Origin of the sequence: Streptomyces sp. NPDC002176, assembly GCF_044903645.1 — a bacterium.
Taxonomy (GTDB): Bacteria; Actinomycetota; Actinomycetes; order Streptomycetales; family Streptomycetaceae; genus Streptomyces.
In genome coordinates this window covers 1,088,367-1,107,007 of sequence record NZ_JBJDQW010000001.1, presented here as the reverse complement: position 1 = coordinate 1,107,007, position 18,641 = coordinate 1,088,367, and the positions used below count along the sequence as shown (strand labels likewise).

Genomic DNA, 18,641 nt, shown 5'->3' with positions numbered 1-18,641 from the left:
CCGCCTTGCGATAATGGCGGAATGATCGAGGCGCGGCGGCTCCACATCCTCCGTGCGGTGGCCGACCACCGCACGGTCACGGCGGCGGCCGCCGCGCTCTATCTCACCCCGTCCGCCGTCTCGCAGCAGCTCACCGCGCTGGAGCAGGAGACCGGGCACCGCCTGGTCGACCGGGGCGCGAAGGGCGTACGGCTCACCCCGGCCGGTGAGATCCTGCTCAGCCACACCAACGCCGTCCTCGCCCAGCTGGAGCGGGCCGAGGCGGAACTCGCGGCCTACGGCAAGGGCGAGGCCGGGACGGTCACCGTCGCCGCCTTCGCCACCGGTATCGCCCAGGTCGTCGCGCCCGCCCTGGCCCGGCTGGGCCGTGCGGCGCCCGGCATAGGCATCCGGGTCCAGGACGCCGAGGGCGACGCGAGCCTCAGGATGCTGCTGGACCGGCAGGTCGACGTGGCGGTGGCCGTCGAGTACCGGGGCGCGCCGCCCGCCGACGACCCCCGGCTGACCCATCTCCCGCTGTACGCCGAGCCGTTCGACGCCGTCGTCCCGCTCGGGCATCGGCTCGCCGACGACGCGGAGGTGCCGCTCGCGGAGCTGTCCAAGGACCCGTGGATCGGCCCGTACCCCGGCAACCCCTGCCACGACGTGGTCGTGCTGGCCTGCGAGAGCGCCGGATTCCAGCCGCGGCTGGAGCACTCCTCCGACGACTTCCGCGCGGTGGTCGCGCTGGCCTCCGCCGACGCGGGTGTGGCGCTCGTACCCCGCTCCGCGCTGCGCGGCATGGACCTGACGGGTGTGGTCGTACGGCCCGTGGACGGCGTGGCCCCCACCCGGCGCGTGTTCGCGGCCGTGCGCCGGGGCGCGGAGGCGCATCCGCTGATCCGGCCGGTGCTGGAGGCGCTCGGGCAGGCCGCCGCCGAGGGCTGAGCCGGGGCCGTTGTCAGTGCCGGGGGTTACGGTGCGTTGCATGCCGGACGCAGAAGACGTACGCCGTATCGCCCTGTCCCTGCCGGACACGACCGAGAAGGTCGCCTGGAGCATGCCCACCTTCCGGGTGGCCGGAAAGATGTTCGCCACGCTCCCGGAGGAGGAGACCTCCCTCGCGGTGCGCTGCCCGAAGGAGGAGCGGGACGAACTCGTGCTGGCCGAGCCGGAGAAGTTCTGGATCGCCGACCACGAGGCCCACTTCGCCTGGGTGCGGGCGAGACTCGCCGCGCTGGACGGCGAGGACGAACTCCGCGACATCCTCGCCGACTCCTGGCGCCAGGCGGCACCCATACGGCTGCTGGAGGAGCATCCGGGGCTGGGGGTGCCGCAGGACGGCTAAGCGCTGACCGCGCCCGCTCCCACGAACGCGCCGATCCGTTCCCGCAGGCCACGGGCGTCCAGGCCGTGCGCGGCGAGGTGCTCGTCCAGTGTGCCGTACCGGCGCAGCTCCCGGCGGCCGACGCCCAGTCCGAGCACGCGGTGCGGCACGTCGGCGAGGGCTTCCGTGGCGGCGCGGGTCGAGGTTCCGGCGAGGTAGGGCTCGACGAGGACCACGTCGGTGCCCGCCGCCTCGGTGGCCCGGCGCAGGGCGGCCGTGTCGAAGGGGCGGACGGTCGTCGCGTAGAGCACGGTCACGTCCAGGCCCTCGGTGGCGGCGAGCACGGGGTCCAGCATCGGGCCGACCGCGACGACCACCCCGGCCCGCCCCTCGCGCACGGTCTGGAAGCGGGCGCCGTCGACGGGGAGGGGGAGCCGGTTGCGCTGGAGGGAGAGGCGTACGTACACCTTGTCGTCGCCCGCCGCGACGGCGTGCCTGAGCAGGGTCTCGGCCTCGTCCGGGTGGCCGGGGACGTGCACGGTCCAGCCGTCCAGGGTGTCCACGAGGGCTACGTCGCCGGGCGACATGTGGGTCTGGCCCCCGGCCGGCCAGTCGAAGGAGCCGCCCGCGCTGACCAGCACCGCGCCGGTGTCCTGGTGGCCGAGGTCCAGCTTGACCTGCTCGAAGGGGCGCTCCACGAGGAACGCGGCGAAGGTGTGCACGAGGGGCCGCATCCCGGTGAGCGACAGCCCCGCGGCGGCGCCCACGAGGAGCTGCTCGCGGATGCCGACGTTGATCAGCCGGTCGGGGTGGCGGCGCGCGGCGTCCGTGAACGCGTCCCGGCCGATCTCGGCGAGGACGACCGCGACCCGCGGGTCTTCGTCCAGCAGCCGGGAGGCGACGGCGCCGAACCGGTCACGCATGGTTTCCATGATTTCCACGAGGGTGGGCCTTTCTGATCCGGTCAGCGGGCGTTCTTCGGTTCCACCCGGGCGACGACCGCGTGCGGGCGGCCCGGATGCGGGGCGGTGAAGGCTTCGTACAGCGCGGCGTGGTCGCGTCCGTCGACGGTGGCGGTCGACCAGTTCGCGGCCTCGAACCGGGCCGCGATGCCGCCGGGCAGGGCGTGGCTGGCGGAGGCGTTGTCCACGACCACGGTGTGCAGCCGGTCCAGCCCGGCCGCCCCGGCGTAGGCGATGGCCTCGTGGTTGCTGCCCTCGTCCAGCTCGGCGTCCCCGATCAGCACCCACACGGCCGGGTCCGTGAGCCCCTGCGCCCGCAGCCCCAGCGCGCTGCCGACGGCGAGCGGCAGCCCGTGCCCGAGCGACCCGCTGCCGATCTCCGCTCCCGGCACGAGGACGCGGTCCGGGTGATGCCCGAGCGGCGAGTCGTACGACCCGAAGCCGGGCAGCCACTCCTCCGGCACGAATCCCTTCGCCGCGAGGACGGCGTAGTACGCCATCGGCCCGTGCCCCTTGCTGAGCAGGAACCTGTCCCGGTCCGGCGCCTCGGCCCGCTCGGGGGTGACGTCGAGCACCCGGTCGTAGAGCACCCACAGCACGTCGAGCGTGGAGGTGGCGGCGAAGTCGTGCTTCTCGTCGCCGGTCATCCGGCTCATCAGCCGGGGCAGATCGTCGTAGCCTTGGTCCGCTGTGATCGTCATGCCGACGATCCTGCAACCTCAAGCCCGCTTGAGGTCAACAGTGAGCGGTGCGCGAGCACCGACCCGAGTGCGGTAGAGTTTCCCTGCGCGTTTCGACCAGGGAAACCCCAGGTCAAACAGCATCGGGACGTGGCGCAGCTTGGTAGCGCACTTGACTGGGGGTCAAGGGGTCGCAGGTTCAAATCCTGTCGTCCCGACTCGAGAGAGTCGCAGATCAGGGCCGGTTTCGGAGAAATCCGAAACCGGCCTTCGATCGTTTTCGGGGACCGGGCGCGCGCACATCATGGCGGTGTCGTCGATTGAGCCGCCCGCGCCCGGCGCCGACTTCGCGGAGAACGTTCAGGACCGCGCCGCCCGGAACGCGAGATACCGGCCGAAGGCTTCATGGCTGTCGGGAGTGAAGCGCCACCCCGCCAGGGCCGAGTGAAGCTCCGACTCGCTCAGCCAGCCATGCCAGGCGACCTCGTCGGGATCAGGGACCACAGCGTCCGGGAGCACGGCTTCATGCACGCCGAGCCAGTGAGGGCTCAAGCCGCTGCGGTTGATGAACGTGAACAGCGGGCGCGGCAGACCGCGAACGCCCAGCTCCTCGGCCAACTCCCTTGCGGCAGCCTGCTCGTAGGATTCGCCGACGCCCACGGCGCCGCCCACCACGACCTCGTGGAGCCCGGGGAAGCGCGACAGCTGCTCCGACCGCCGATGGACGAGGAACCGGCCACGCTCATCACGGCACACCGTCGAGGCGATGCGGTGCAGCCAACCCTCCCGGGTGGCCTGCTGACGGGTGACCACCCCCAGGACACGATCGTGCCGATCGACCCGCTCCACCAGTTCATCCACCCGGCACACCCTGACAGAACCCACTGACAACGCGGTCTCTCGGCCAGCCATGGATCAGCACCTGTTGCCCGAACTCGCTTCCTGCCATGGTGTGTCGATGCACACGACACCGGACGGACGCCTCATCCCATCCCCGCACGCCGACGAGCGCGGCATGCTCGAAGCGTGGTTGGACTTTCATCGTGCGACTCTCGCCCTGAAGTGTTCGGGCCTCAAGGATGATCAGTTACGGCTTGCCGCGGTGCCGGCCTCGTCGATGACGCTGCTCGGTCTCGTGCAGCACCTGGCGGAGGTGGAACGCAACTGGTTCCAGCGCATCTTCGCAGGTCAGGACGTTCCGCCCGTCTTCGGGGAGGACAACTTCAACGGCTACGCCGTCCAGCCCGACCGAGGGCTCGACGAGGCGACGGCCGCCTGGCAGGCCGAGATCGCCCGCGGCCGCGCGCTGATCGCCGACGCCTCGCTGGACGATTCCGGCCACCTGTCCGAACGGGAGGCCGGCCTTGTCGGCGATCAGCGGGTCTCACTGCGCTGGATCATGGTGCACCTGATCGAGGAGTACGCGCGTCACAACGGTCACGCCGATCTCATCCGCGAGCAGCTAGACGGAGTCACCGGCACCTGAGACGTGCCGCCGCGGCATGGCGGCCCTGGCTGCTATGCCGCCATCCCGCGGTTGTAGGACGTGCCGGTGGTCGGGTGCTGGGCCTGGGGGTACAGGGCCGACACCGTGTGCCTGATCTTCTTGCGCAGAGCGGTCGGGCGTATCCCGTGGGTCTCGTTGTGGGCCTCCTGCAGGGCGCGGCGCCGGTTGGTCTCGTCGATCGCGCGGAGCATCGAGGGCGTCATCCGGTCCGCGTACATGTGCACCTCGCCGCTGACGTTGCGCGCCGCGCGGCCGATCATCTGGATCAGTGCCGTGTCGGAGCGGAAGATCCCGTCCTTGTCGGCGTCCAGGATCGCGACCAGCGAGACCTCCGGGAGGTCGAGCCCCTCGCGCAGGAGGTTGATGCCGACGAGTACGTCGTACTCGCCCCGGCGCAGGTCGGCCAGCAGTTCCACGCGGCGCATGGTCGTCACGCCGGAGTGCAGGTAGCGGACGCGCACTCCCTGTGTGTCGAAGTACTCGGTCAGCTCCTCCGACATCCGCTTGGTCAGCGTCGTCACCAGGGTCCGCTCGCCGCGGGCGGACCGCTCGCGGATCTCCTCGAGCAGGTCCTCCATCTGCCCGGCGGTCGGCTTGACCGTCACCTGCGGATCGAGCAGTCCGGTGGGCCGGATGATCTGCTCGACGACCGCACCCCGTGCGGCGGTCAGCTCGAACCGGCCCGGGGTCGCGGACAGGTAGACCCGCTGCGGGCAGCGCATGGCGAACTCCGACCAGGTCAGCGGACGGTTGTCCAGCGCGGACGGCAGCCGGAAGCCGTGCTCGACCAGCGTGCTCTTGCGCGCGGCGTCGCCGTGGCTCATGCCGGACAGCTGCGGCACGGTCACGTGCGACTCGTCGATGACGACGAGCATGTCGTCGGGGAAGTAGTCCAGCAGCGTGGACGGGGGCGCGCCGGGGGAGCGGCCGTCCAGGTGCCGGGAGTAGTTCTCCATACCGGAGGCGACCTTGGTGTGCCGGATCAGCTCGATGTCGTACTCCGTCCGCGTCTGCAGCCGGTCCGCCTCCAGCAGCCTGCCGCCCCGGCGCAGCTCCGCGACCCGCTGCGTCAGCTCGGCCTGGATCGAGTCCGCCGCCGCGCGCATCCGCTCGGGTCCGGCGGAGTAGTGGGTGGCGGGGAAGACGCGGGTGCGGTCGATGACGTCGCGCACCTCGCCGGTCTCCGTATCGGCGATGGTGAGTCGTTCTATGGTGTCGCCGAACATCTCCACCCGCAGCATCGTGTGCTCGTAGGCGGGGTGGATGTCGATGGTGTCGCCGCGGACGCGGAAGGTGCCCGAGGCCGGTTCGGCGTCGGTGCGCGTGTACTGGATGTCGACCAGTGCCGCGAGCAGCTCCTCCCGGTCCACGGTGTCGCCCACCGCGAGCTGGAAGGAGCGGTCGAGGTAGGACTGGGGCGTGCCGAGGCCGTAGATGCACGACACGGACGCCACGACGATCACGTCACGACGGCTCAGCAGTGACCAGGTCGCCGAGTGGCGCAGCCGGTCGACCTCCTTGTTGGAGACCGATTCCTTGGCGAAGTAGGTGTCGGTGCTCGGGGCGTACGACTCGGGCCGGTAGTGGTCGTAGAAGGAGACGAAGTACTCCACCGCGTTGTGCGGGAAGAGCTCGCGCAGCTCGTTGGCGAGCTGTCCGGCGAGTGTCTTGTTCGGGGCGAGCACGAGGGTGGGCCGCTGCAGCTTCTCGATGAGCCAGGCGGTCGTCGCGGACTTGCCGGTGCCCGTGGCGCCCAGCAGGACCACGTCGCTCTCCCCGGCGCGGACGTGCTTCTCCAGCTCGGCGATCGCCTTCGGCTGGTCCCCGGACGGGGTGTGGCGGGACACCACCTCGAACGGCCGACCGGCCCGTATGACCTGGTCGGCCGTGTGCTCGGCGAGCGTGATGCGCCGGTTCTCGGACGGGAATGCCATGAGGTTCGCTCCTGAACTCGATGTAACCGCACAGAAGCGGACAAAAGTCTTTTGAGAGACTGTCCAGTTTGCGTGTAACGCCCAATCTTGTCAATGTCTAATGGCTTGATGGCTGACTTATGTGGTATAGGGCACGTATCGGCAGTGGGTGGCTACTTCTTCTTCCACTCCGTGACCGGCAGGCCACCGGGGACCTTGAGCTCGAACGCGCCGCCGATCGTGTTGTCCAGTGCGGTGACCGGGTCGTTGTCCTTGCCGAAGGAGTGGACGGCGAGCATCTCCTTGAGCTCTTGACCGGTACCGCGGAACGCCTGGGTCCCTTGCATCGCCGCACGCGCCCCGTCCGCGTCCATGGGCTTGTTCATCTTCTCCAGCAGATCCGGAGAGACCCAGCACTCCGAGATCTGGTCGAGGTCCCACTCGGCGTACCAGTGGGTGTTGCCGAGCCACTTCCGCGGGGGCACGCGGCCGTCCACGGCCACCAGGTAGAACGTGAACTTGATGTTGCCGAGGGAGCGCCAGTCCGCGACGTTCGTGTGCTCACTCGCCCTGCCCGCGGCCGCGTTGTCGTACGTCGACGCGATGTCCATGAAGCTCGGCGGGGTCGTCGGGTCGGAGCCGGTGTAGTGGCGGATCGTCCACCGCTTGGCCATCAGCCCGGCGGCCATTTTCTTCCGGATCGGCTTGGACTTGTCGTCCGAGGCGTTCTTGATGTGGTCGAGGATGTTGAACTCGCCCTGCCCTTCACCGGCGGTGAACTGCTGCGAGGTCATGTGGCGCATGAGTTCCCAGGCGTCGTCGTCCGAGTGCCCCGACTTCCTGAGGGCGGCGAGCATCTCCTCCGGGTTCTTCGCCGCGCGCAGCTCCTCGTCCGTGACCCGCTGGATGTGCGGGGCCCCGGCCTCCTGGTGCGCACCGCTGTCATGCGCGGTCGGGCATCCGTCGCCCTGCCCGTCCTGCCGCTCTCTCGCGATCGCCCGTGAGACGGCCGCGTTGCCCGCCGTGCGCTGCAGCGCCTGCAGTCCGGCGAGGGGACCGGTGGCCGCGGGGCCGGTCGGACGGCTCCGCGCGGACCATTCCTCGACGCGATCGTCTTCCTTGCCATGCGCACGCACGGGTCGTCCTCCTCGACGCTGGATACACCTCGCGATCACAGTGTGATGCGGTGTGCGACGCCCTGAGGAGGAGCTACGAGGCAGACCTTTGGGTAATGGGATTGCCCGCAGGCGCTACCCGGCTCGGCTCGCGGCGGGGTCACGCCTTGTTCGGGTCGCTCGCCGCCGGGTCCGTCAGGTGGTCCGGGGTGCGCGCCGGTGCCGCCGCTGCTCGAGTTCCCGCTCGTCGACGAGTTCGAGGAGGGGCTTGTCCGGCTCGCAGACCAGGGTGGCCAGGAAGCGGAGGGGGATGTCCGTACGGTGGTTCGCATCCTGGTAGTGGATGACGTCGCCACCCGGCTCCCAGAAGGCTTCACCGGCGCGGATCACTCGCGGCGGCTGTCCTTCCAGTTCGTAGAGCATCTCGCCCTCGATCACATAGCCGAAGACGGGGCCGGAGTGCCGGTGCGGAGGGGTGCCAGGATCTCCGGGCGGGAACTCGACCCGGGCGGTGACGACGCGGGCGCCGTCGGGGAAGGCGGGAGGCTCCGCTTCGCCGATCACGGTCACGGCGCTTTTCCACGCCTCGGACCGGTGTCCCTGGGTGGGCTCGTCGTTCTGGGGCATCGCACTACCTCTGTCCGGGTTTCCGGGGCCGAAGCCGGTCGGGGGCGGGGCCGGGGTGTGAAAGGTCCGTCTCAGGAGTGGTGCTGGAGCCACTGCTCGTACGACGTGGTGCCGATGTGGGCCCCCGGCGGTGCGGTGACGGCGTCCGGCGGGACCTGGCCGAACAGTCCGGCGTTCTCGTCGACGATCACGTCACGGCCGTCGGGGTGGGCCTGGAGGGTGAGGCGGCCGAGTTCATCGAGGGTAAAGACGTCCGGGCCCGCGACGTTGATGATGCCGTTCAGGGCGGCGGAGGTGGCGGCCTCGGCGAGCGTGTCGACCACGTCCTCGATGGCGACGGGCTGGATGCGCGTGGTGGGCAGCCGTACGGTGTCGCCCGAACTCGTCCAGGACATGATCGGCTCGACGAAGTCCATGAACTGGGTGGCCCGCACGATCGTGAACGGGACGGGCCCGGACTCGACCAGCTGCTCCTGCGCCAGTTTCGCCCGGTAGTAGTCCACATCCGGCACCTGGTCGATGCCGACGATGGACAGGAGCACCACGTTCTGGACCCCGGCCCGGTCCGCCGCACGCAGCAGCGTCTCCGTCGTGGTGCGGAAGAACGGGACGGCGGACTCGTCAAAGCTGGGCGCGTCGATGGTGTTGACGACGGCGTCGGCTCCGGCCAGCGCCTCCGGCACGCCCTGCCCGGTCAGCAGGTCGACTCCGGTGGAACGGTCGTGCGCGGTGATCTCGTTGCCGGTCGTCCGCAACTTCTTGACCAGGCGCGATCCGACGAATCCGCCCGCTCCGACGACAGCGATCTTCATGGGGGAGGTCCTCTCCGGTCAGCGGCTCAGGGCGAGCGCGGCGGCCGCCACGGAGGTGAGACCGGCCGCCGCGCCCAGCGTGTATCCCACACAGCGCAGCCGCAACACGCGGTAGCGCTCCTCGTACTCGCCCCGCAGGGACCGGCAGCGGGCCGCGACGCGCTCCAGGTCCTGCCGGGCACGGCGCAGACTGTCGGAGATGTGGAGCTGCTCGATCTCCTCGCGCTGCGCCGTGGTCAGCCAGTCCATGCGCTCCACGAACTCCCGCGCCCGCTGCTCGGCCACCGCGATGGTGGCCTGCCACAGCAGATACCCCTCGACCTCGTTGCCGAGTTCGGCGCCTTCGGCTTCCTGCCCCGGCACTCTGGTCATGGTGATCTCCGGACTCAGTGCCCGATGGCGTACGCCTCGCGCTCCGCCCGCGCGATGTCCGGGTGGTGCAGGTCGAACGCCGGGGATTCGCTGCGGATGCGCGGCAGGGTGAGGAAGTTGTGCCGCGGCGGCGGGCAGGAGGTCGCCCACTCCAGCGAGCGGCCGTAGCCCCACGGGTCGTCCACCTTGACCGGCTTGCCGTACTTGGCCGTCTTCCAGACGTTGTAGAAGAACGGGAGCATCGACAGGCCGAGCAGGAACGAGAAGATCGAGGAGACCGTGTTCAGCGCGGTGAAGCCGTCCGCCGACAGGTAGTCCGCGTACCGGCGCGGCATCCCTTCGGCGCCCAGCCAGTGCTGGACCAGGAAGGTGCCGTGGAAGCCGATGAACAGCGTCCAGAAGGTGATCTTGCCCAGGCGCTCGTCCAGCATCTTGCCGGTGAACTTGGGCCACCAGAAGTGGAAGCCCGCGAACATCGCGAACACCACGGTGCCGAACACCACGTAGTGGAAGTGCGCCACCACGAAGTACGAGTCCGAGACGTGGAAGTCCATCGGCGGCGAGGCCAGGATGACACCGGTCAGACCACCGAAGAGGAACGTCACGAGGAACCCGGTGACCCACAACATGGGTGTCTCGAAGGACACCGATCCCTTCCACATGGTGCCGATCCAGTTGAAGAACTTCACCCCGGTCGGGACCGCGATGAGGAACGTCATGAAGGAGAAGAACGGCAGCAACACACCGCCGGTGACGTACATGTGGTGCGCCCACACCGTCACCGAGAGACCGGCGATGGCGATCGTGGCCGCGATCAGGCCCATGTAGCCGAAGATCGGCTTGCGGGAGAACACCGGGATGATCTCCGTGACGATGCCGAAGAACGGGATCGCGATGATGTACACCTCTGGATGGCCGAAGAACCAGAAGAGGTGTTGCCACAGCAAGGGCCCACCGTTGGCCGCGTCGAAGACATGGGCGCCGAACTTGCGGTCCGCCTCCAGCGCCAGCAGCGCCGCCGCGAGCACGGGGAAGGCGAACAGGACCAGCACGCTGGTCAGCATCACGTTCCACACGAAGATCGGCATCCGGAACATCGTCATGCCAGGGGCACGCATGCAGATGATCGTGGTGATGAAGTTGACCGAACCGAGGATCGTGCCGAACCCGGAGAAGGCCAGACCCATGATCCACAGGTCGCCGCCGACACCGGGGGAGCGGATCGCGTCCGTCAGCGGGGAGTAGGCGAACCACCCGAAGTCGGCTGCACCCTGCGGGGTGATGAACCCGCTGACCGCGATGAGCGAGCCGAACAGGTAGAGCCAGTAGGCCAGCATGTTCAGCCGGGGGAACGCCACGTCGGGCGCGCCGATCTGGAGCGGCATGATCCAGTTCGTGAAGCCCGCGAAGAGGGGAGTGGCGAACATCAGCAGCATCACGGTGCCGTGCATCGTGAACGCCTGGTTGAACTGCTCGTTGGAGATGATCTGCATGCCCGGACGCGCCAGTTCGGCACGCATGAGCAGCGCCATCACGCCACCGAACAGGAAGAACCCGAACGACGTGGCCAGATAGAGCGTGCCGATCGTCTTGTGGTCAGTGGTCGTCAGCCACTTGATCACGACATTGCCGGGCTGCCTGCGCTGGATGAGAAGCTCGTTCTCGCTCGAGTCCTCAGCCGCCGGCTCGGGCTGATTGATGATTGTCACAGGTCGCGCTTCTCCTGGTAATCGAGGTCCGCCCGCGCCGTGGCGTCAGTGACGGCCATCCTGGCCGCTCGGACCCGACCCCGAATTGCTGAGCGGCCGACACGCCGCCGATCGGGGGGTTTTGACACTCGGGTGGAGTAACGGACCCGCACGGTGCTGCCGACAGCGGCGCACCCCGGCCGTCGGCGATCCCGCCCGGCCGTGGGGGAGGGGCTGTCGGCCCGTGTTCCTCGTTGACTACCGTACGGTCCGCCCCGTCCGCACCGGCCGGGGCGGGACGGAGGACATCTTGCCGAGCCTGACCCTGGGCCCCCTGCTGCGCCATGTCGACGGTTCGTCCGCGACCGTCTGGGTCGAGACGAGCGGTCCGTGCACCGCGGAGGTGCGCTGCTCCGACGGCGCCAAGGGCGCCGCGCGCACCTTCCAGATAGCCGGGCACCACTACGCCCTGATACCGGTATCCGGTCTCACGCCGGGCACCGAGGCGGAGTACGAGGTGCTGCTGGAGAGCGAGTCCGTGTGGCCGCTGCCGGACTCGCCCTTCCCGCCGTCCCGCATCCGCGTACCCGGTCCCGAGGACGGTCTGAAGGTTGCCTTCGGCTCCTGTCGCTGGTCCGCGCCGCCCGCCGACGGCGGCCACGACCCGGCCGGTCCGGACGCGCTCGACACCCTCGCCACCCGGCTCGTCGCGGGCGGCGAACGCCCCGACGTCCTGCTGCTGCTCGGCGACCAGGTCTACGCCGACGAGACCTCCGAGGAGACCCAGAAGCGGATCGCCGCCCGCCGCGACCTGGACGAACCGCCCGGCTCCCAGGTGGCGGACTACGAGGAGTACACCGGGCTGTACCGGGAGTCCTGGCTCGACCCGGAGGTGCGCTGGCTGCTGTCCACCGTGCCCAGCTGCATGATCTTCGACGACCACGACGTCATCGACGACTGGAACACCTCCGCCTCCTGGCTGGCCGACATGCGGGCCACCCCGTGGTGGCGCGAGCGGCTGCTGAGCGGCCTGATGTCCTACTGGGTCTACCAGCACATCGGCAACCTCGCCCCGGACGACCTGGCCGCCGACCCGCTGTACACCGCCGTCACCTCCGCCGCCGACGGCACCGACGCGCTGCGCGCCTTCGCCGCCGAGGCCGACGCCGACCCGGCCTCGACCCGCTGGAGCTACCGCCGCGACTTCGGCCGGGTACGCGTGCTGATCGTGGACTCGCGGGCGGCGCGGGTGCTGGCCGAGGACGAGCGGGCGATGCTCGACCCGGAGGAGGAACGCTGGCTGCGCGACCAGGCACTCGCGGACCGGGGGTCCGTCGACCACCTGCTGATCGGCACCTCGCTGCCCTGGCTGATGCCCCACCTCGTGCACGACGCCGAGGCGTGGGACGCGGCCCTGTGCCAGGGGGAGCGCGGCCCGCGCTGGGCCCGGTTCGGGGAGTGGCTGCGCCGGGCGGCCGACCTGGAACACTGGGCGGCGTTCCCGGCGTCGTTCGCCGCGCTGGCGGACCTGATCGCCGAGGCCGGCTCGGGCCCCGGGGCACCGGCGACGATCAGCGTCCTGTCCGGCGACGTCCACCACGCCTACGTCGCCGAGCCCGTCTGGCGGTCCGCCACGGTCGACTCCCGCGTCACGCAGCTCACCTGCTCGCCGGTGCACAACTCGGTGCCCCGGTCGATGCGGTTCGGCTTCCGCTTCGGCTGGAGCCGGACGGCACGCGCGCTGGGACGGCTGCTGGCCCGGCACGGACGCTGCGCCCAACTCCCCGTCGTCTGGCGGCACACCGGTGGCCCCTGGTTCGGCAACCAGCTCATGACCCTGAACCTGAAGGGCCGTTCGGCCAGGCTGCTGCTGGAACAGGCACGGTCGGCCGACGGTGATCGGGCACGCCTGGAGAAGGTGACGGAGCGTCAACTGTCCTGATGCGGAGGTGTGTTACTGGCGTGCGCGGCGGATGCGGATCGGTCCGCGGGCTTCGGACTCCTTGACCGGGCGTCCGGACCGCGTCACCTCGACCTCTCCGGCCGCCACCAGCCGCCAGGCCGCCCGGCGCGCCGGTTCCATCAGGTCGCGCCAGCCGTCGTCGTCACCCTCGTAGGCCGCGCGGGCGGCGTCGGACGGACAGATCGAGGACGTCTCGGCACGCTGTTCCAGCAGGCTCATGATGGTCTGCTCGAGCCGCTGGTCCGTGTCCGTCACAGGACCAGTCTGGCACCGTCAGAGCCGGGTCGCCGTACGGATCAGCCCGGCCAGGGCGACGGAACGGCTGTGCGCGGGCCAGGCGATGTGGGTGACGACCGGGGGCGCGTCGGTCAGGGGTACGGCGGCGTGCTCGGACCACAGCCAGGCGCGCGCGGACTCCGGGAAGACGGCCATGGTGCGGCCCAGGGCGATCAGTTGGGCCAACTGGGTCTGGTCGTGGATCTCGGGGCCCGGCCCCGGCGGGTACGCGCCGTCGCGGGGCCAGCGGGCGTGCGGCAGGCCGGGGACGTCGGTGATGTCGGCCAGGGTGAGGGTCGTGCGTGTGGCGAGCGGGTGCCCGGCGGGCAGTACGGCGATCTGGCCCTCGCGCATCAGCTCCTCGTGGTCGAACCCGGCGAGGGAGTTGAACGGGGCGTGCATGAGGGCCGCGTCGGCACGGCCGTCGCGCAGCATCTCCTCCTGCTCGCACATCCCGCTGGGCAGCACCTCGATCTCGGCGGCGCCGGGCTCGGCCGCGTGGGCGGCGAGCAGCTTCTGCAGCAGGTCGTGGGAGGCGGCGGCCTTCACCGCCAGCACCAGACGGTCACGGGAGCCGCCCGCACCGTCGGCGCCGCCCGCGCGGCGGGTACGGCGGGCGGCGGCGGTGGCCGCGTCGAGCGCCACGCGGCCCTCGTGCAGCAGCACCTCACCGGCGCCGGTCAGGGAGACACCCCGGCGGTCGCGGGCCAGCAGGGTGACTCCGAGGCGCCGCTCCAGCTGCTGGATCGCCCGCGACAGCGGCGGCTGCGCCATGCCGAGGCGCTCGGCGGCGCGGCCGAAGTGCAGCTCCTCCGCCACCGCCATGAAGTACCGCAGCTCACGGGTCTCCAGTGCCTCCATGCCTCCAGCGTAGACCCGGTGATACCCGCCGGGTATCACAGCCCACCCCATTGGTGTTGGCACCACCCCCGCTCCACGAGCGAGCATCGAAGCATGAGCGAAGCGAAGACCGCGCTGGTGACCGGCGCGAACAAGGGAATCGGGTACGAGATCGCGGCTGGTCTCGGCGCCCTCGGCTACCGGGTGGGCGTCGGCGCCCGCGACGACGCGCGGCGCGAGGCGGCGGTCGAGAAGCTGCGGGCCGCCGGGGTGGACGCGTTCGGGGTGCCGCTGGACGTGACCGACGAGCGGAGCGTCGCCGAGGCCGCGGCGCTGATCGAGAAGCAGGCGGGAGGCTTGGACGTCCTGGTCAACAACGCGGGCATCTCCGGCGATCTGGGGCCGGACTGGGTCCAGGACCCGACCACGATCGACCTCGATATGGTCCGCACCGTCGTGGACACCAACGTCCTCGGCGTCGTCCGGGTGACCAACGCGATGCTGCCCCTGCTGCGCCGCTCGGCCGCGCCGCGCGTCGTCAACGTCTCCAGCTCGGTCGGTTCGCTGACCCGGCAGGCGGACCCGGACATCGACGTCGGGCCGGTCATGGCGGCGTACGCCCCGTCGAAGACGTTCCTCAACGGCATGACCGTGCAGTACGCCCGGCAGCTCGCCGGTACCGGCGTCCTGATCAACGCCATGTGCCCCGGCCTGGTGGCCACCGACTTCAACGACTTCGCGGGCTCGCGCACCCCCGAGCAGGGCGCGGCCACGGCGATCCGGCTCGCCACCCTGCCCGACGACGGGCCGTCCGGGGCGTTCTACGAGGACGCGGGCGTCGTGCCCTGGTGAGCCGGGTCGGGCCGCCGATGGTGGGTCTCGTCGGGTCGCCGTTGGTGAGCCGCGTCAGGCTGCCGCTGATGAGCCCCCTCAGGCCGCTGCTTGTGGGCCGTGTCAGGCCGCCGCGCCGCCGTCCACGACCAGGTCGGTGCCGACCACGGAGGCGGCATCCGGCGAGGCCAGGTACAGCACGGCCGCCGCGATCTCGGCGGTGGAGGACACCCGCCCCAGCGGCGCCACCTCCTTCATCCGGGCCGCCCGGTTGGCGTCGGACTCGCCCGGCCGCAGCGACATCGCGGTGTCGGACGGGCCGGGGCTCACCGCGTTGATACGCACCCCGTCGCCGATGTGGTCCAGCGCGGCCGCGCGGGTCAGCGCGGAGACGGCCGCCTTGCTCGCGATGTACGCGGCCAGGCCCTTCGCGCGGCGGTGCGCGCCGAGGTTGGAGGCGATGTTGACGATCGCGCCGCCGCCGGGCTGGGTGCGCATCTGGGCGATCTCGGCCTGAAGACTGAACAGGACTCCGCTGACGTTGATGTCGAGCAGGGCCCGCCAGTCCTCCTCGGGGAGATCGGCCACGGGTGCGCCGCCCCGGAAGACGCCCGCGTTGTTGACCGCGACATCGAGGCTCCCGAACTGGTCGACGCTGCGCCGGACCAGCTCCCGGACCTCCGCGGAGCGGCTCACGTCGGCCGTGATCGCGGCCGCCTTGCCGCCCGCTGCCTCGATGAGCGTCACGGTTTCGTCGAGCGGGGCGGCGGTGCGTCCGGCCGCGACCACCGAGGCGCCCTCGGCGGCGAAGGCGAGAGCGATGGCCCGGCCGATGCCGGAACCCGCGCCGGTGACGAGGACGGTCTTGCCGGTGAAGCGTGCGGTCACAGTGACGACTCCCCTTGTTGACTGTTCGTTCCACATGCGAGGCAGGACCATCCGCCCCCGCTCAATCCAGCAGGCGCAGCGCCTGCTCGGCCGCGTCCACGACCCGGCCCGGATCGCTCGACGCCTTGCCGACCACCCGCAAGCCCTGCATCAGCACCAGCAGCATCCGTGCGAGGGCCCGCGGATCGCGGTCCGGGGGCAGCTCGCCCTGCGCGTGGGCCCGTACCAGCGCCGAGTGCAGCAGGGTCTCGACGTGGTCCCAGCTCGTCCCGACGCGGCTGCGCGCGGCCGGGTCGTCGGCGCCCAGTTCGACCGCCGTGTTGGTGACGAAACACCCCTGGCCGCGCTGGACTTCGCTGCTCGCCTCGGCCGCGAAGCGGCGTACCACCGCGCGTACGACCGGCAGGGCGGGGCCCGGTTGGGACAGCTCGTGCAGGAGGGTCAGGTCGCGGTGTTCGGTGTAGCGGTCCAGTGCTTTCAGGTACAGGTCGTGCTTGTTGCCGAAGGTGGCGTAGATGCTGGCGCGGCCGATGCCGAGGTGCGCGACGAGGTCCGCCATCGAGGTCGCCTCGTAGCCGCGCCGCCAGAACAGTTCGAGGGCTGACTGGAGTGCCGCGTCCGGGTCGAATTCCTTGGTCCTGGCCACGGGGGAAACCGTATCGATTCTTGATCGATCGGTCTAGTGAGGTGATTGGCCCTTGACTTGCTTTACCAACCGGTTGGTAAAGTCGATTCATGGCCAAGAACGCGAAGCAGCGCATCCTCGACGGCGCGCTGAACCTGCTCCGGGCCGAGGGCGGTGGGGCGATCACCCTGGAGGCGGCGGCCAAGGAGGTCGGACTGTCCAAGCCGGGGCTGATGTACCACTTTCCGACCAAGGAAGCCCTGATGCTGGGGGTGATCGACCATGTCGCCGACCGCTGGGACAGGCTCCTGCTCGAACGGCTGGGCCAACCCCTGGAGACCGCCACTCCGGCCCAGCGCATCCGGGCCCATGTCGAAGTCGCCCTGGACGCCCCGTTCGACCGCGCGGACTTCGCCATCTACACCGACGCGCACTATCGCACCGCGCTGACCGAAGCCTGGGTGCGCCGCATCGAACCCTGGCTCACCCTGCCGGACGACCTGCCGGAACCGGTGCGGGCCCGGCTCACGGCGGCCCGGCTGCTGGCCGACGGGTACTGGATGGCCGCCGCCACCGGTGTCTTCCCCGTCCCCGAGCGCGACCGCGCCGAACTGCTGACCGTCATCGCGGGCCTCTTGGGAGAGGAGGGCGCGTCATGAGGAAGTGGCTGCTGCTCACCGCGGCGATCCTCCTCGAAGTCACCGCAACCCTCTCCCTGCGCGGCGCCATCGACCATCCGGCGCTCTATGTCCTCGTGGTCGTCGGCTACATCGGCTCTTTCACCGTCCTGGCCCTGGTGCTGCGCGCGGGACTGGCCCTCGGTGTCGCCTACGGCGTCTGGGGCGCCTGCGGTGTCGCGCTCACCGCGGTCCTGGCCGCGCTCTTCTTCGGGGACCCGCTCACCGCGGTCATGGGCGTCGGCATCGCCCTGGTCATCGCCGGGGTGCTCTGTGTCGAACTCGGCGCACAGTCCGCCCGGGCGAGCGGGTCCGGCGAGGAAGGAGCGGCCTCGTGACCTGGGTCTTCCTCATCGCGGCCATCCTCGTCGAGGTCGGGGCCACCCTGTGCCTGGGGATGGCCTCCCGAGGCGCGGGCAAGCGGTGGCTCGCCGGTGCCGTGGCCGGGTATCTGGCCGCGTTCACCGCGCTCACCCTGGCCCTGCACGGCGGCATGGCGCTCGGTGTCGCCTACGGCATCTGGGCCGCCGCCGGTGTCGCGCTCACCGCCCTCGCCTCCCGTGCCTTCTTCGGCGAACCCCTCACCAGGGTCATGGGTACCGGTATCGGCCTCATCGCCGTCGGGGTGCTGTGCATCGAGCTCGGCGCCGGTCACTGAGCTGCCCTCCGGGTCCGCGAGCGGACAGCCCCCTGGGTGGTGTGACGCCAGGTCCGGTTCCCGCCAGCCCCGGGTGCCGATGGCGGCGATGCTCGACGGCATGAACCGATTCGAAGGAAACGTCGCCCTGATCACGGGTGGCAGCCGGGGCATCGGCGCCGCGGTGGCGCTACGGCTGGCCGAAGAGGGCGCCGATGTCGTGCTGACCTATGAGAGCCGCGCGGACCTCGCCGAAGAGGTGGTGGAGAAGGTCAAGGCCCTGGGGCGCCGGGCTCTGGCCGTCCAGGCCGACAGTGCCGTCTCCGAGGCGGTCGTCGCCGCGGTGGAGGAGGCCGCCGCCACGTTCGGCAGGATCGACATCCTGGTCAACAACGCGGCCGTCTTCCTGGTGGGCCCGCTGGAGGACATGGGCCCGGCGGAGATCGACCGCACCCTGGCGGTGAACGTCCGGGCGCCGTTCGTGGCGTCCCAGGCGGCCGCGCGCCACATGGGCCCGGGCGGCCGCATCATCAGCGTCGGCAGCAACGTCGCCGACCGCGCCCCCTTCCCCGGACTCGCGCTGTACTCGATGAGCAAGACGGCGCTGACCGGGATGACCAAGGGGCTGGCCCGCGAACTCGGGCCGCGCGGGATCACCGTCAACCTGGTGCACCCCGGCCCCACCGACACGGACACCAACCCCGCCGACGGTCCGAACGCCGAGGCGATCACCGGCCTCACAGCGGTGGGCCGTTACGCGCAAGCCTCCGAGATCGCGGCGACGATCGCCCACCTGGCGAGCCCGGACGGCGCATACATCACCGGGGCCTCGGTCCACGTCGACGGGGGCTTCACCGCCTGAGCCGCGAGGGGGGCGCCGGAGATGCGGGCCGACGCCCCCTTTGAGTTCCGGGCTGAGGCA

At 70.7% G+C, this 18,641-nt stretch carries 22 protein-coding genes and 1 tRNA gene; 10 read left to right on the top strand and 13 right to left on the bottom strand.

Annotation, left to right across the window (positions count from 1 at the left end; all coding sequences use genetic code 11):
• The first annotated feature begins 21 nt into the window (after positions 1-21).
• Positions 22-927: a LysR family transcriptional regulator gene (locus tag ACI2LY_RS04930; protein ID WP_393911461.1), complete on the top strand. Its 906-nt coding sequence runs from the start codon at positions 22-24 to the stop codon at positions 925-927.
• A 40-nt stretch (positions 928-967) separates the two neighbouring features.
• Positions 968-1,327, top strand: a complete 360-nt coding sequence (locus tag ACI2LY_RS04925; RefSeq protein WP_404705900.1) for an MmcQ/YjbR family DNA-binding protein — start codon at positions 968-970, stop codon at positions 1,325-1,327.
• On the opposite strand, the gene ACI2LY_RS04920 is transcribed toward ACI2LY_RS04925, so the two are convergent.
• Complete coding sequence (locus ACI2LY_RS04920) at positions 1,324-2,238, bottom strand: transketolase family protein (protein WP_404705899.1); 915 nt, start codon at positions 2,236-2,238, stop codon at positions 1,324-1,326. The two genes, ACI2LY_RS04925 and ACI2LY_RS04920, sit on opposite strands and share 4 nt — an antisense overlap.
• A 32-nt stretch (positions 2,239-2,270) precedes the next feature.
• Positions 2,271-2,969, bottom strand: coding sequence for a transketolase (locus tag ACI2LY_RS04915; RefSeq protein WP_404705898.1), 699 nt, complete (start codon positions 2,967-2,969; stop codon positions 2,271-2,273).
• Between the two features lie 123 nt (positions 2,970-3,092).
• Here ACI2LY_RS04915 and ACI2LY_RS04910 point away from each other — a divergent pair.
• A tRNA-Pro gene (locus ACI2LY_RS04910) sits at positions 3,093-3,166 on the top strand.
• A 142-nt stretch (positions 3,167-3,308) separates the two neighbouring features.
• Here the strand turns inward: ACI2LY_RS04910 and ACI2LY_RS04905 are convergent.
• Positions 3,309-3,860, bottom strand: coding sequence for an NUDIX hydrolase (locus ACI2LY_RS04905; RefSeq protein ID WP_404705897.1), 552 nt, complete (start codon positions 3,858-3,860; stop codon positions 3,309-3,311).
• A gap of 46 nt (positions 3,861-3,906) precedes the next feature.
• Between ACI2LY_RS04905 and ACI2LY_RS04900 the strand changes: the two genes are divergently transcribed.
• Positions 3,907-4,434 (top strand): DinB family protein, encoded by a 528-nt coding sequence (locus tag ACI2LY_RS04900; protein ID WP_404706479.1) that lies wholly within the window; start codon positions 3,907-3,909, stop codon positions 4,432-4,434.
• 32 nt (positions 4,435-4,466) lie between these two features.
• On the opposite strand, the gene uvrB is transcribed toward ACI2LY_RS04900, so the two are convergent.
• The 6 genes from uvrB to ctaD form a co-directional block, all read right to left on the bottom strand.
• Positions 4,467-6,389, bottom strand: coding sequence for an excinuclease ABC subunit UvrB (uvrB, locus tag ACI2LY_RS04895; RefSeq protein WP_404705896.1), 1,923 nt, complete (start codon positions 6,387-6,389; stop codon positions 4,467-4,469).
• A gap of 152 nt (positions 6,390-6,541) precedes the next feature.
• Positions 6,542-7,504 carry a hypothetical protein gene (locus ACI2LY_RS04890; protein ID WP_404705895.1) on the bottom strand — a complete coding sequence of 321 codons (963 nt, stop codon included), beginning with the start codon at positions 7,502-7,504 and terminating at the stop codon, positions 6,542-6,544.
• Positions 7,505-7,678: 174 nt separating this feature from the next.
• A complete protein-coding gene (locus tag ACI2LY_RS04885) occupies positions 7,679-8,110 on the bottom strand; it encodes a cupin domain-containing protein (RefSeq protein WP_404705894.1) in 432 nt (143 codons plus the stop codon).
• A 71-nt stretch (positions 8,111-8,181) separates the two neighbouring features.
• Positions 8,182-8,922: an SDR family oxidoreductase gene (locus tag ACI2LY_RS04880; protein ID WP_404705893.1), complete on the bottom strand. Its 741-nt coding sequence runs from the start codon at positions 8,920-8,922 to the stop codon at positions 8,182-8,184.
• 18 nt (positions 8,923-8,940) lie between these two features.
• Positions 8,941-9,294, bottom strand: coding sequence for a cytochrome C oxidase subunit I (locus ACI2LY_RS04875; RefSeq protein ID WP_389001562.1), 354 nt, complete (start codon positions 9,292-9,294; stop codon positions 8,941-8,943).
• 14 nt (positions 9,295-9,308) lie between these two features.
• The gene (gene ctaD / locus ACI2LY_RS04870; RefSeq protein WP_404705892.1) at positions 9,309-11,003 is read right to left on the bottom strand and encodes a cytochrome c oxidase subunit I; all 1,695 of its coding nucleotides are present in this window, start codon (positions 11,001-11,003) and stop codon (positions 9,309-9,311) included.
• Between the two features lie 289 nt (positions 11,004-11,292).
• On the opposite strand from ctaD, the gene ACI2LY_RS04865 reads away from it, so the two are divergent.
• Positions 11,293-12,924 (top strand): alkaline phosphatase D family protein, encoded by a 1,632-nt coding sequence (locus ACI2LY_RS04865; protein WP_404705891.1) that lies wholly within the window; start codon positions 11,293-11,295, stop codon positions 12,922-12,924.
• A gap of 12 nt (positions 12,925-12,936) precedes the next feature.
• Here the strand turns inward: ACI2LY_RS04865 and ACI2LY_RS04860 are convergent, their stop codons facing one another.
• Both ACI2LY_RS04860 and ACI2LY_RS04855 read right to left on the bottom strand, forming a co-directional pair.
• Positions 12,937-13,200, bottom strand: a complete 264-nt coding sequence (locus ACI2LY_RS04860) for a DUF3253 domain-containing protein (RefSeq protein ID WP_404705890.1) — start codon at positions 13,198-13,200, stop codon at positions 12,937-12,939.
• 18 nt (positions 13,201-13,218) lie between these two features.
• A complete protein-coding gene (locus tag ACI2LY_RS04855; RefSeq protein WP_404705889.1) occupies positions 13,219-14,082 on the bottom strand; it encodes a LysR family transcriptional regulator in 864 nt (287 codons plus the stop codon).
• 93 nt (positions 14,083-14,175) lie between these two features.
• Here ACI2LY_RS04855 and ACI2LY_RS04850 point away from each other — a divergent pair, with 93 nt between their 5' ends.
• Complete coding sequence (locus ACI2LY_RS04850) at positions 14,176-14,913, top strand: SDR family NAD(P)-dependent oxidoreductase (RefSeq protein WP_404705888.1); 738 nt, start codon at positions 14,176-14,178, stop codon at positions 14,911-14,913.
• A gap of 102 nt (positions 14,914-15,015) precedes the next feature.
• Here the strand turns inward: ACI2LY_RS04850 and ACI2LY_RS04845 are convergent, their stop codons facing one another.
• Complete coding sequence (locus tag ACI2LY_RS04845) at positions 15,016-15,780, bottom strand: SDR family NAD(P)-dependent oxidoreductase (RefSeq protein WP_404705887.1); 765 nt, start codon at positions 15,778-15,780, stop codon at positions 15,016-15,018.
• 61 nt (positions 15,781-15,841) lie between these two features.
• Positions 15,842-16,426, bottom strand: coding sequence for a TetR/AcrR family transcriptional regulator (locus ACI2LY_RS04840; protein WP_404705886.1), 585 nt, complete (start codon positions 16,424-16,426; stop codon positions 15,842-15,844).
• Positions 16,427-16,515: 89 nt separating this feature from the next.
• Between ACI2LY_RS04840 and ACI2LY_RS04835 the strand changes: the two genes are divergently transcribed.
• From ACI2LY_RS04835 to ACI2LY_RS04820, 4 genes are all read left to right on the top strand, one after another.
• On the top strand, positions 16,516-17,064 hold the full coding sequence (locus ACI2LY_RS04835; protein WP_404705885.1) for a TetR/AcrR family transcriptional regulator: 549 nt from the start codon (positions 16,516-16,518) through the stop codon (positions 17,062-17,064).
• Entirely contained in the window at positions 17,061-17,420 is a 360-nt protein-coding gene (locus tag ACI2LY_RS04830) for a DMT family transporter (protein ID WP_404705884.1), read from the top strand. The genes ACI2LY_RS04835 and ACI2LY_RS04830 overlap by 4 nt, the downstream gene beginning before the upstream one ends.
• Positions 17,417-17,740 (top strand): DMT family transporter, encoded by a 324-nt coding sequence (locus ACI2LY_RS04825; RefSeq protein ID WP_404705883.1) that lies wholly within the window; start codon positions 17,417-17,419, stop codon positions 17,738-17,740. Before ACI2LY_RS04830 ends, ACI2LY_RS04825 begins: the two co-directional genes overlap by 4 nt.
• Before the next feature lie 100 nt (positions 17,741-17,840).
• Positions 17,841-18,581, top strand: a complete 741-nt coding sequence (locus tag ACI2LY_RS04820; RefSeq protein WP_404705882.1) for a 3-oxoacyl-ACP reductase family protein — start codon at positions 17,841-17,843, stop codon at positions 18,579-18,581.
• Positions 18,582-18,641 lie beyond the last annotated feature (60 nt).

Coding starts and splice junctions, on each gene's coding strand:
- ACI2LY_RS04930 (WP_393911461.1), top strand. CDS start 22: ATGATCGAGGCGCGGCGGCTCCACATCCTCCGTGCGGTGGCCGACCAC.
- ACI2LY_RS04925 (WP_404705900.1), top strand. CDS start 968: ATGCCGGACGCAGAAGACGTACGCCGTATCGCCCTGTCCCTGCCGGAC.
- ACI2LY_RS04920 (WP_404705899.1), bottom strand. CDS start 2,238: ATGGAAACCATGCGTGACCGGTTCGGCGCCGTCGCCTCCCGGCTGCTG.
- ACI2LY_RS04915 (WP_404705898.1), bottom strand. CDS start 2,969: ATGACGATCACAGCGGACCAAGGCTACGACGATCTGCCCCGGCTGATG.
- ACI2LY_RS04905 (WP_404705897.1), bottom strand. CDS start 3,860: ATGGCTGGCCGAGAGACCGCGTTGTCAGTGGGTTCTGTCAGGGTGTGC.
- ACI2LY_RS04900 (WP_404706479.1), top strand. CDS start 3,907: ATGCACACGACACCGGACGGACGCCTCATCCCATCCCCGCACGCCGAC.
- uvrB (WP_404705896.1), bottom strand. CDS start 6,389: ATGGCATTCCCGTCCGAGAACCGGCGCATCACGCTCGCCGAGCACACG.
- ACI2LY_RS04885 (WP_404705894.1), bottom strand. CDS start 8,110: ATGCCCCAGAACGACGAGCCCACCCAGGGACACCGGTCCGAGGCGTGG.
- ACI2LY_RS04880 (WP_404705893.1), bottom strand. CDS start 8,922: ATGAAGATCGCTGTCGTCGGAGCGGGCGGATTCGTCGGATCGCGCCTG.
- ACI2LY_RS04875 (WP_389001562.1), bottom strand. CDS start 9,294: ATGACCAGAGTGCCGGGGCAGGAAGCCGAAGGCGCCGAACTCGGCAAC.
- ACI2LY_RS04855 (WP_404705889.1), bottom strand. CDS start 14,082: ATGGAGGCACTGGAGACCCGTGAGCTGCGGTACTTCATGGCGGTGGCG.
- ACI2LY_RS04850 (WP_404705888.1), top strand. CDS start 14,176: ATGAGCGAAGCGAAGACCGCGCTGGTGACCGGCGCGAACAAGGGAATC.
- ACI2LY_RS04835 (WP_404705885.1), top strand. CDS start 16,516: ATGGCCAAGAACGCGAAGCAGCGCATCCTCGACGGCGCGCTGAACCTG.
- ACI2LY_RS04830 (WP_404705884.1), top strand. CDS start 17,061: ATGAGGAAGTGGCTGCTGCTCACCGCGGCGATCCTCCTCGAAGTCACC.
- ACI2LY_RS04820 (WP_404705882.1), top strand. CDS start 17,841: ATGAACCGATTCGAAGGAAACGTCGCCCTGATCACGGGTGGCAGCCGG.